10 protein-coding genes are annotated in these 10,963 nt (G+C 68.1%); 8 read left to right on the plus strand and 2 right to left on the minus strand.

What is annotated here, in order from left to right; translation table 11 throughout:
- Window positions 1–69: 69 nt before the first annotated feature.
- Both H7347_RS08160 and dnaB read left to right on the plus strand, forming a co-directional pair.
- A complete protein-coding gene (locus tag H7347_RS08160) occupies window positions 70–1,893 on the plus strand; it encodes a glycoside hydrolase family 15 protein (RefSeq protein ID WP_152823019.1) in 1,824 nt (607 codons plus the stop codon).
- Window positions 1,890–3,341, plus strand: a complete 1,452-nt coding sequence (gene dnaB / locus H7347_RS08165; RefSeq protein WP_152823020.1) for a replicative DNA helicase — start codon at window positions 1,890–1,892, stop codon at window positions 3,339–3,341. The genes H7347_RS08160 and dnaB overlap by 4 nt, the downstream gene beginning before the upstream one ends.
- On the opposite strand, the gene H7347_RS08170 is transcribed toward dnaB, so the two are convergent.
- Window positions 3,338–5,596: a cation-translocating P-type ATPase gene (locus tag H7347_RS08170; RefSeq protein ID WP_227659082.1), complete on the minus strand. Its 2,259-nt coding sequence runs from the start codon at window positions 5,594–5,596 to the stop codon at window positions 3,338–3,340. The genes dnaB and H7347_RS08170 overlap by 4 nt on opposite strands.
- Before the next feature lie 130 nt (window positions 5,597–5,726).
- Here H7347_RS08170 and trxA point away from each other — a divergent pair, with 130 nt between their 5' ends.
- From trxA to H7347_RS08180, 3 genes are all read left to right on the plus strand, one after another.
- Complete coding sequence (trxA, locus tag H7347_RS08175) at window positions 5,727–6,107, plus strand: thioredoxin (RefSeq protein WP_152823021.1); 381 nt, start codon at window positions 5,727–5,729, stop codon at window positions 6,105–6,107.
- Between the two features lie 108 nt (window positions 6,108–6,215).
- Window positions 6,216–6,386, plus strand: coding sequence for a hypothetical protein (locus H7347_RS10810; protein ID WP_227659083.1), 171 nt, complete (start codon window positions 6,216–6,218; stop codon window positions 6,384–6,386).
- A 72-nt stretch (window positions 6,387–6,458) separates the two neighbouring features.
- Window positions 6,459–6,974 (plus strand): PspA/IM30 family protein, encoded by a 516-nt coding sequence (locus H7347_RS08180; protein WP_370513944.1) that lies wholly within the window; start codon window positions 6,459–6,461, stop codon window positions 6,972–6,974.
- Here H7347_RS08180 and H7347_RS08185 read toward each other — a convergent pair.
- Window positions 6,971–8,221, minus strand: coding sequence for an NYN domain-containing protein (locus tag H7347_RS08185; protein ID WP_152823022.1), 1,251 nt, complete (start codon window positions 8,219–8,221; stop codon window positions 6,971–6,973). The genes H7347_RS08180 and H7347_RS08185 overlap by 4 nt on opposite strands.
- 242 nt (window positions 8,222–8,463) lie before the next feature.
- Between H7347_RS08185 and H7347_RS08190 the strand changes: the two genes are divergently transcribed.
- From H7347_RS08190 to H7347_RS08200, 3 genes are read left to right on the plus strand one after another with little or no spacing between them, the layout of a single operon-like run.
- Window positions 8,464–8,838: a GntR family transcriptional regulator gene (locus H7347_RS08190; protein ID WP_152823023.1), complete on the plus strand. Its 375-nt coding sequence runs from the start codon at window positions 8,464–8,466 to the stop codon at window positions 8,836–8,838.
- Window positions 8,835–9,713, plus strand: coding sequence for an ATP-binding cassette domain-containing protein (locus H7347_RS08195; RefSeq protein ID WP_152823024.1), 879 nt, complete (start codon window positions 8,835–8,837; stop codon window positions 9,711–9,713). The genes H7347_RS08190 and H7347_RS08195 overlap by 4 nt, the downstream gene beginning before the upstream one ends.
- Complete coding sequence (locus H7347_RS08200; RefSeq protein ID WP_152823025.1) at window positions 9,713–10,801, plus strand: hypothetical protein; 1,089 nt, start codon at window positions 9,713–9,715, stop codon at window positions 10,799–10,801. The genes H7347_RS08195 and H7347_RS08200 overlap by 1 nt, the downstream gene beginning before the upstream one ends.
- The last annotated feature ends 162 nt before the right edge of the window (window positions 10,802–10,963 follow it).

Consider the following 10,963-nt stretch of genomic DNA (forward strand, 5'->3'; position numbering starts at 1 on the left):
TGTGGGTAGATTATGGGGACACGGACAACGCCCACCTTGTTCATCCCAGGACGCAGAAAGACTGACCGTATGCCGAGTACCCCCCTGGAGGATTACGCCCTCCTGTCCGATCAATCCACGGCGGCCCTGGTGTCCCGCGAGGGCTCCATCGACTGGCTGTGCCTGCCCCGCTTCGATTCCGGGGCGCTCTTCACGGCCCTGCTTGGGGAGCCCGGCGATGGGCGCTGGAAGCTCGCGGTCCGCGGCGGGGCGGTCACCGGGCGTCGCTACGTGGGTAGCACCTTCATCCTGGAGACGCTCTGGGAGTCCCCCACCGGCACCGCCCGGGTACTGGACTTTATGACGCCCAATAACGGCAAGGCGGACCTGATTCGCCGGGTGGAGTGCCTCAGCGGCACCGTGGACGTGGTGATGGATCTGAGGATCAGCTTCGACTACGCGCGGATCAAACCCTGGTTCCGCTGGGTCGAGGTGCCGGGTGCGGGGCAGCCGGGCTTGTTGTGCACGGGCGGTCCGGAGGGACTGCTGCTGGCCGGGCCGCAGATCACCCCGGACGCCAAGGAGGGCGCCTATGACGCCGACGCGATCGGCGGTAGCGTCTCGCTGAGCGCCGGGCAGCGGGCGGATTGGTCGCTGACGTGGTTCAAGCCCTGGGAGCCGGTGCCGGAGCCAGAGGACCCGGACGTGGCGCTGGCGGCGGCGGAGGATTTCTGGGGCGACTGGATCGAGCGCCTGGACGTGGAGGCCCACCCCCAGGTGGAGCGTTCCCTGCTGGTGCTGCGCGCGCTCACCCACACCGAGACCGGCGGCATCGTAGCCGCCCCCACGGCCTCGCTGCCGGAGTCCTTCGGCGGCGCGCGCAACTGGGACTACCGCTATACCTGGTTGCGCGATGCCGCCCTGACCGTGGAGGTCATGGTGGCCCACGGCCTGATCAAGGGGGCCACCGCCTGGCGCAACTGGCTGCTGCGCGCGGTGGCGGGCGACCCCGCCAAGCTCCAGATCATGTACGGCCTGGGTGGGGAGCGGGAGCTGCTGGAAAAGGAGCTGCCGCACCTGCGCGGTTACGAGGACTCTCGCCCGGTGCGCATCGGTAACGGCGCGGCCGCCCAGTATCAGGCGGACGTGGTGGGCGAGGTCATGCTGGCCCTGGCGGCGCTGCGCGACGCCGGCTATAAGGATTCCGATTACTCCTGGGCGCTCCAGGTCAAGCTGCTCGACTACGTGATGGATCACTACGAGGACCGCGATCACGGGATCTGGGAGATGCGCGGGGATCCGCACTATTTCACCCACGGCCGGGTGATGATGTGGGCCTCCTTCAACGAGGCGATTCGCGCGGTGAGCGAGCACGGCTACGAGGGCGACGTGGCAACCTGGGCGCGCTACCGGGATCGCCTCCGCGCGGAGATCATGGAGCGCGGCTGGAACGAGGAACTGGGAGCGTTTACCCAGACCTACGGCGGCAGCGAGGTGGACGCCTCCCTGCTCCAGCTGCCGCACACGGGTTTTATCGCCGCCGACGATCCGAAGATGCTGGGCACCGTGGCGCGCATCGAGGCGGATCTGGTCGATGAGTATGGCCTGGTATACCGCTACCGCACCGTCAAGGGCGAGGGGATCGACGGGCTGGAGGGCGAGGAATACCCCTTCGTGATGTGCGCCTTTTGGCTGGTGGAGCAGTACGCTGCCGTGGGCAGGGTGGCGGAGGCCAGGGAGAAGTTCGAGATGCTGTGCGAGCTGGCCACGGACCTGGGCCTGCTGGCGGAGGAGTACGATCCGGTATCGGCGCGCCTGGCGGGGAACTTTCCCCAGGCATTTTCGCATCTTTCCCTCATCCGGGCCGCGGATGCCATCGCCCGGGCCGAGGCCATCAAGAAGGAGGACGCATGACGGCGGGAGTAGAGGGAGCCAGCTTCGACGACGACTACGTTCCCCCCATGGAACCGGATGCCCCGGAGGAATCCGGGGAATATCGGGGCCGCGGCGACGATCGGCGTGGCCGCGGGATGGGAGGGGGCTTTCGCCAGCCGCCGCACGATCGCGAGGCGGAGCAGGGCGTGCTGGGGGCCATGCTGCTCAGCCCGAACACGGTGCTCGACATCATCGAGGTGCTCTCCCCGGATGACTTCTATCATCCGGCGCACGTCTTGATCTATCGGGCGATCATCGACCTCTTTTCGGAGAGTAAGGACATCGATCCGGTGATCGTCTCCGCGCGCCTGGAGCGGCGCAACGAGCTGGATCGGGTGGGCGGCGCCCCCTACCTGCACACGCTGATCGCCTCGGTGCCCACGGCGGCCAACGCGCGCTATTACGCGGAGATCGTGGAGGAAAAGGCCACGCTGCGCAAGCTGGTTGATGCGGGCACCCGGGTGGTGCAGCTGGGGTACGAGGGCGCGGAGGGCGCCGAGGTCGATGCCGTGGTGGACATGGCCCAGCAGGAGGTCTTCGGCATCAATCGGGAGAAGTCCGCCGAGGACTACGAGGTGCTGGCGGACATCCTCCAACCCACCATCGACGAGCTGGACATGATCGCCACGAACGGCGGCCTGGCCCAGGGCATCCCCACCGGCTTCCTCGACCTCGACGAGCTCACCCAGGGCCTGCACGGCGGTCAGATGGTGATCGTGGCGGCGCGCCCCGGCGTGGGTAAGTCCACCCTGGCCCTGGATTTCGTGCGTTCGGCGTCGATCAAGCACAACAAGGCCTCCGTGATCTTCTCCCTGGAAATGTCCAAGAATGAGATCGCCACCCGCCTGCTCTCCGCGGAGACGGAGGTCAAGCTCTCCGACATGCGCGCCGGCCGCATGGACGGCGTGGCCTGGGAAAAGCTGGCCAGCCGGGTGGGGCAGATCTCCGAGGCGCCGCTTTTTATCGACGATTCCGCCAACATGACCATGATGGACATCCGGGCCAAGGCCCGGCGGCTGAAGCAGAAGCACGATCTGCAGCTGATCGTGGTGGACTACCTGCAGCTGATGAGCTCGGGCAAGCGCGTGGAATCGCGCCAGCAGGAGGTCTCCGAGTTCTCTCGCTCGCTCAAGCTCCTGGCCAAGGAGCTCGACGTGCCCCTGGTGGCGATCTCGCAGCTCAACCGCGGCCCGGAGTCCCGCACGGACAAGCGCCCACAGCTCTCGGACCTGCGCGAGTCCGGCTCGCTGGAGCAAGACGCGGACATCGTCATGCTGCTGTATCGCCCGGACTCCCAGGACAAGGATAACGAGCGCGCCGGGGAGGCGGACATCATCCTGGCCAAGCATCGCGGCGGGCCCATCGACACCGTGACCGTGGCTCACCAGCTGCATTACTCGCGGTTCGTGGACATGGCGCGGGGCTAGCGCTCCCCCGCCGGTGGTACCGCCTCCCCGAAGGACGAGCGGAATCCCCGCAGCCGCAGGGAATTGCTCACCACCAGCACCGAGGAGGCCGCCATGGCGATGCCGGCGAACATGGGATTGAGCAGCCCCAGCGCGGCCACGGGAATGAGCGCCACGTTGTAGGCGAAGGCCCACACGAGGTTGCCGTGAATGGTGCCCAGGGTGCGCCGGGCCAGGCGCAGGGCGTCGGCAGCCGAGCGCGGGTCGTTGCTCATGAGGGTGATGTCCGAGGCCTCGATGGCCACGTCGGTCCCCGCCCCCATCGCCAGGCCGAGGTCGGCCCGGGCGAGTGCGGCGGCGTCGTTGATGCCGTCGCCCACCATCGCCACGGTGCGGCCCTGGCGTTGCAGTGCGGCGATGTGTGCCACCTTGTCCTGGGGAAGGACCTCCGCCAGCACGTCCTCCTCCGCTATGCCCACGGCCCGCGCGGTGGCGGCGGCTGCCCCGGTGTTATCCCCGGTGAGCAGCATGGGGCGCAGGCCCAGGTCGCGCAGCGCCGCGATGGCCTCGGCGGAGGTGGGTTTGGGGGCATCGGCCACCACGATGATCCCCACCGGCTCCTCGCCCACGCTCACCACCACGGGGGTGGCCCCGGCGCGTTGGGCCAGTGCCACGGCCTCGTGTTTCCGCGTGTCCGCGTCGGGGCGGCCCACGGTGACCAGGAGCTCGCCCACGCGCGCGCTCACGCCCACGCGCGCGCTCACGCCCAGGCCGGGCCGGGCCTGGGCCTCGCGCGCGGCGGGCACTTCGCCCTCGGCCCCCGCCACGATGGCCCGGCCGATGGGGTGCTCGGAGCCCGCCTCCACGGCGGCGGCCAGGGCTAAGACCTCGCGCGAGGAGCGTTCCCCCAGCGGGGTGACCTCGCGCAGGCTCATGGTCCCGGTGGTGAGCGTGCCGGTCTTGTCCAACACGATCGTGTCGACCCTCCGCGCGGATTCGATGGCCTCGGGGCCCCGGATGAGCAGCCCCATCTGCGCTCCGCGCCCGGTGCCCACTAGCAGGGTCGTGGGGGTGGCCAGCCCCAGGGCGCAGGGGCAGGCGATGATGAGCACGGAGACGGCCGCCGCGAAGGCGTCGGCGGTGGAGCCGGAGCCGAGCAGCAGGTGCCCGGCGAGGGTGAGCGCGCAGAGCACCATCACCGCGGGGACAAAGAACTGCGCGATGCGATCCACCAGGCGCTGCACCGGGGATTTGCCCGCCTGGGCCTGGCTGACCAGCCTGCCGATCTGCGCCAGCGTGCTGTCCTCCCCCACCCGCTCCACGCGCAGGACGATCCTGCCGGAGGCGTTGAGCGTGGCGCCGGTGACGCGCGCGCCGGGGCCCGCCTCCACGGGGAGGGATTCGCCGGTGAGCATGGATTCGTCCACGGCGGTGGTGCCCTCGATGACGGTGCCGTCGGCGGGGATCTTCTCCCCCGGGCGCACCACGGCCCGATCCCCCACCGCCAGCTCGGCGATGGGTACGCGTTCCTCCCGATCCCCGCGCAGCACCGTGGCCTCCCTGGCCCCAATGCTCAGGAGGCGGCGCAGCGCCTCCGAGGAACGCCCCTTGGCGTGCTCCTCCAAGTGGCGCCCTAGCAGCAGAAAGGAGATCACCACGCCCACCGTTTCCAGGTATATCTCCGCCGCGCCGGCGTGTGCGTGGGCGCTCAGGCTCATGCGCATGATCATGCCCGGCTCCCCCGCCCCGCCGAGGAAAAGCGCCCACACGGACCAGGCGTAGGCGGCGGTGGAGCCCAGGGAGACCAGCGTGTCCATGGTGAAGGCCCCGTGGCGCAGGTTAATCAGCGCCGCGCGGTGGAAGGGCCACCCGCCCCAAAAGAACACGGGAGAGACCAGGGCAAAGGCCAGCCATTGCCAGTGGGTGAATTGCCAGGCGGGGACCATGGAGAGCGCCACCACCGGCAGGCTGAGCAGGGCGGAGAGCCACAAGCGGGTATCGGGGGTCGTGTTCGCCTCGGCTTCGCTGTGCGACGCCTCCCTCGCCTCCGGGCGCAACCGGAACCCCTCGTAGCCGGTGGCGCGGATCGTGGCGAGCAGGTCGTCCGGCCCGGTGAGCGCGGGATTATAGGTGACGCTGGCGGTCTCGGTGGCGAAGTTGACGGTGGCGTCCACCCCCTCCATCTTGTTGAGCTTGCGCTCCACGCGGGAGGAACAGGAGGTGCAGGTCATGCCGGTGATGCCGAGGTCGATCTGTGCGGGTACCGGGGTGGTCATGCCACCAGAATATACCCCCAGGGGGTATGTAGTCGGGGTGGGATGTTCCCCCGCATCCTGACCGGGGAATAGCGCGCCGGGTGCGCCTGTTTGTGCTTGGGCAACCCGCAATCGAATTGAGGAGAAGAACATGGCAACGATCGACGTCACCGAGGACACCTTCGAGCAGACCGTTAGCGGCGAGGGCATTGTGCTCGTCGATGCGTGGGCCTCCTGGTGCGGCCCCTGCCGCGCCTTCGCCCCCACCTTCGAGAAGTCCTCGGAAAAGCACGAGGACGTTACCTTCGCCAAGCTGGACACGGAGGCGAATCAGCAGCTCGCGGCCGCCCTGGAGATCCAGTCCATTCCCACCCTGATGGCCTTCCGCGACGGTATCATGGTGTTCCGCGACGCCGGCGCCCTGCCGCCCGCCGCGCTGGAGGATCTGGTGGCGCAGGTCAAGGGCCTGGACATGGACGAGGTTCGCCGCCAGGTGGCGGAGCAGAACGCGGCGCGCGACGCGCAGAAGTAGCCGTAAGTCTGCACGGCACAGGGGCCTGCGCCGTGCTTGCGTACACTCGCGGGGAACGCGGTTGCGCATGAGCGCGATCCACGAACGCAAGAAAGGCGGGAAGCACCCATGGCTCATCCCTTCGGCAAGGGTTGGAAGTATCTCACGGCGTCCCTGGATCAGAAGATCGACGAGCGCGCCGACCCCGCGGTGCAGATCCAGCAGGCCGCTGAGGCGGCCAAGAAACAGCACCGCGAGATCACCGAGCGGACCGCGGGGATCATCGGGCACAAGCGCTAGCTGGAGACGAAGCTGGATCGCCTGCTCAAGGAGCGCGATTCCCTCCAGGAGCGGGCCAAGCAGGCCCTCGCCGTGGCGGATCGGGCGACGGCCGAGGGTGCGGCCGCGCGCGCCGCGGAGTACACCTCCACCGTGGAGGTGCTGGCCAGCCAGCTGGCGGCGGAGCAGCAGATCGAGGAGCTTAGCTCCGCCCACCGGCAGACCGCCCTGGCCGCCGAGCAGGCGCAGCGTAAGCAGCGCGAGTCCGAGGCCCGGCTCAAGGAGCAGATGGGCCAGATCGATCGGCTGCGCTCCCAGGTGGATCAGGGCGCTATGCAGAAGGCCTCCCTCGAGGCGATGGGCGCCCTTTCCACGGCCGATGATTCCACCCCCACCCTGGACGGGGTGCGCGAGAAGATCGAGCGCCGCTACGCCACCGCCCTGGGCGCGCAGGAACTCGCGGAGGGCACCATGACCTCCCGCATGGATGAGATCGCCGCCGCAGGAAGGGACATGCAGGCCAGCGCCCGCCTCGACCAGATCCGCGCGGAATTGCGCGGCGGCACCGGGGACGACGCCGCCGTGCTGGGGGAAAAGAGCGGCGGCTAATCGCGCCGGATGTTGATGAGCACGCCGCGGATTCCGGAGTGGAACCCATCGCGCAGGTTCACGCGCTGGGACTCCGAGAGCGTGTACTCGTGGAGCGTCTCGCAGGCGAATTGCAACAGCGGGCGATCCACCTCGGGGGGAAGCCCGCCGCCGGAGAGCAGGTGTGCCTGATCGCGCTGCTCGCTGGAGGCCGCGTTCTCGTACCACCAGGCCGCGTACTGCTGGCCCACGTCGTAGGGGGTTTGGTTGCCTGCGGAGGCCCATACCTCGTTGGGCAGCGGCACGTAGCGCGAGCGCAGCTTGCGCTTGGGGGCCATCATGGAGGGCTTGGGCGTGGGCTTCGGGGACGCCGCGTTCTCCAGCTCCGGCTTATCGGCCTGCGCCGGGGCGCTGTCCGCGGCCTCCCCGCCGGCGATCTCTTCGTCGACGGAGCGGGCCTGGTCCGTGGTCGATTCCGCCGCCGGGCTGTTCGACGGGGCGGGCTCCGGGGCGATCTTGCGGTGCCGCGCGGCGTCGATAAGCTCCTCGGTGGTTTCCTCCGGGCAGGAGTTCTCGGGGCGCTCCGCGCTGTCGGCGGCGGTGGGGGTACTGGGTGGCCGGTGTCCTCGGGTGGCGGCCTCCGGTACCAGGGTGGGGCCGGGTTCCTCGGGGGGTTCGGTCTCCCCCAGGGGCTTGGCGGGTACTGAGGGCGGCAGCGGGCCTTCGAGTACCTGGAGGCGCATGGAATCCGCGAAGTCTTCGCGGGGGTCGAGGATGGTGGTGGTGTCGCAGGCGTAGCGCAGGGCGGAGGACATGGAATCCCAGCCGAAGCCGTAGAGGTGCACCCGGATGCCGGCGGCGGTGGCCTCCTGCACTCCGGGGATCATGTCGGCATCGCCGGAAATGAGCACGATGTCCGTGCAACGCTGGTGCACGGCCGCGATTACCATGTCCGCCACCAGGCGGGTGTCCACGGCCTTTTGGGTGCGTCGCTCCCCCCAGGCGATGAGTTGCCCCGTGCGCAGCTGCACGCCGTTGCAGGAGCGCAGGGCGCGCTGATAGCGGTGTGGGCCGGTCTCGGGGATGCCGTCGTACCACAGCTGGCGGTGGATGGGTTGGTGCAGCTGCCCCTCGATCATGCCGCCCAGGACTCCCACAACCTCGGGTAGGTCGATTTCTAACTGTGCGCGCGCTCCGGTCTCCCATGAGTTATAAAAGCTCGCCAAGAGATATGAGGTGTCCACGAACACGAGTGTGCGTTCAAGCATGGCTCCTAATTTCCGTTTCGTCACTATATTTCCTAAATTGCAGCACTCCCCAGCATGCCCCATGAGAGGGGCATACGTCGAAGTCCCGTCTGTTTTTCCTGTTGAGCGGGGGTGGTGGCGGAGGGGACGGGTCAGACGTGTTGCGTTTGGTGCGCGATGGCGGGGTCGCGCGGGGCGACGCCTCCTTGACAGCAGCCTCATTGGTTAGTTACATGAGTAACTAAGCGGCGAGGAGGTTGGACATGGATGAGGCGGCGGCACCCCTTTTTCAGCAGATAGCGAGGCTCATCGAGGACAGCATCGTGGAGGGCACCCTCGAACCGGGACACCGCGCCCCCTCCACCAACGAGCTGTCCGCCTTTCACAAGATCAACCCGGCCACCGCCCGCAAGGGGCTCGCGCTGCTGGTGGAATCCGGGGTGCTGGTCAAGCGGCGGGGCGTGGGCATGTTCGTGACCGATCACGCCCGCGCCGCCATCATGGAGCGCCGCCGGGAGAGCTTCCCCGGCGCCTACCTGGCGCCCATGATCGACGAGGCCCTGCGCCTCGACCTCAACCGGAAGCAACTTCACGACCTCGTCGATCGAGTGGCAGAAAGCAGAGGACTCTACTCATGAACGCACACCCCCTCATCCAGGCCCGGGACCTGCGCGCCCGCTACGCGCGAACAAGGATCTTCCAGGGGCTCCGGCTGTGCATCCCCACCGGTGGGATCCACGGTCTCGTCGGCCCCAATGGCGCCGGAAAGACCACGCTGCTGCGCCTTTTCTCCGGGCAGCTCCCCCACGACGGCTCCCTGACCGTCTGGGGCGAGGACCCCTTCGACAATCCGCAGATCATGCAGCGCGTCGCTCTCGCGGGTATCGACGCCCCGCTGCCCGCAGACTGGCACGCCACGCGGCTTTTCCGGGTGGCCGCCGTGCGTTACTCCACCTGGGATCAGGGCCGAGCCCTGGCCCTGCTGCGCGCGTTCTCTCTGCCCGGCGACAAGAAGTACAGCGCGCTTTCCCGCGGGCAGAAGTCCGCCCTCGGCATCGCTTTCGCCCTCGCCGCCGGCTGCGATCTGACCCTCCTCGACGAGCCTTATCTGGGCCTCGACGTAGAAAAGCGCGGCATCTTCTACCGGGAACTCCGCGACGAGCGCGACCGTCGCCCCGATGCTAGCTTCCTGCTCTCCACGCACGAACTCCACGAATCGGAAAAGCTCCTCGACGCGGTGACGATCATCAACGGCGCCGGTGTGCAGCTCAGCGGGTCCCTGGGCGAGATCCTTGAGGGATACAGCAGCTTCCTCGGCCCCAGCGGTGCCGTCCGAAGGCTGATCGATGCTCACCCGGGTGCAGTACTGCGTACCGAGGAGCTCGTGGGCAGCCTCAGGACCGTGCTGGCCCTCCCCCTGGCGGCGGCGCGGGAGCGAGGAATCCCCAGCGGGGTGCGGGCGCAACAGCTCAGCCTGGAAGAACTCGCCCGAGCGATCGAGGAGGCCCAGTGATGAACGCGGTGCGATTGTGGTGGGGGCTGACGGATCGCGGAAACCTTCTATCGCTCACGAGCCGATTCCTGTTGCTTGGGTTTTTCTTGAAGCCGGATCTGCACGGACCCTGGCTCGTGCTGGGATGGGTCTGGATCGCCGTGAGCGCCAAGAGGAGTTGGCGCCTGGACGCGGCTTACGCCTCCCTGAGCGTGCCGCGCGTAACCTGGGCGCGGCATCGAAAGGCGGATGCCGCAGTGGAGAGTCTGGCTAACGTGGGGCTCACCCTGTGGGTTTTCCCCTGGCTGAGCGGGGAGCAGCTCGTCTTTTTCCTCACGATTGCCCTCTTCTTCCTGTGGGCCATCGTGAGGAAGCCGGACGACGTCGTGCTGGGTAACGTGGACGAACCCCCGGAGGGCCGAGTGAATTCTCATCAATCGGTGGAACGCGGGGGGTGGCCCTGGCGGCGGATTGCGTATCCGGAAACCCTCACGGGGCAAAGTATCCTTCGGCCTCAGGCCACGGTATGGCTGGGTTGGGGGCTCGGTGCGATGTGGTTCGCGGCGTGCGTCGCGGTGGCCTCCCGCCTCTTTGACGTTGCGGCGCTTGGCGGGTTCACTCTCATCGTGGCCGTTGCCACCACGGCGATGGGAGCGGTCGGTGAAGAAAAAATACAGCTCAGTTACGCCCAGTGGGTTCGATTCGGCGGCGCCCGCACCGTGTGGGCGCGGTGGACGGCTCTTCTGTGCGTCATTCCGGTGTGCCTTGCGGTGATGATCGGGGCCTTCCTGGGGCTGACGGAGGGGGTTGGCGCGGGGCGCGGTGCGGCCTTCGGGTTGGGGTACGCGCTCGTGGTGGTTCCGTGCGTGGTGCTCTTCGCCGTCATAGGCAGGAACAACGCGATCTGGGTGGTGGCCGCGGTGGCCGGCATGGCCGTGTGTGGGGCGCTGGGCTTCAGCGAAGCCGTGACGGCTACGCAGTGGTTCCTCCTCCAGGGCGGTCTGGGAGTCGGGGTGGGGTTGGGTTTGCCGCTCCTGATTCGCGGTGCCGCGCATGAGCTCGGGGGGTTGGGAGCCTTCTTTGCCTTTAGGCGGGCGGGTGTGGATTGAGTGTGGGGTGGGCAGGCACGCGGAAAAACATGCTCTGGCCTGGGTGTTTGTGTGTGTGGTGGTGGGTGTGTAGGTTATGGGGAGTCGCCGCGGCACCAACCCGGATGGTGTAAGTAGAGTCTTGGGTGTGGGTTGTGGTTGTGTTGTGTGAGAACTCGATAG

This window comes from Corynebacterium sp. zg-331 (genome assembly GCF_014267345.1).
Taxonomy (GTDB): Bacteria; Actinomycetota; Actinomycetes; order Mycobacteriales; family Mycobacteriaceae; genus Corynebacterium.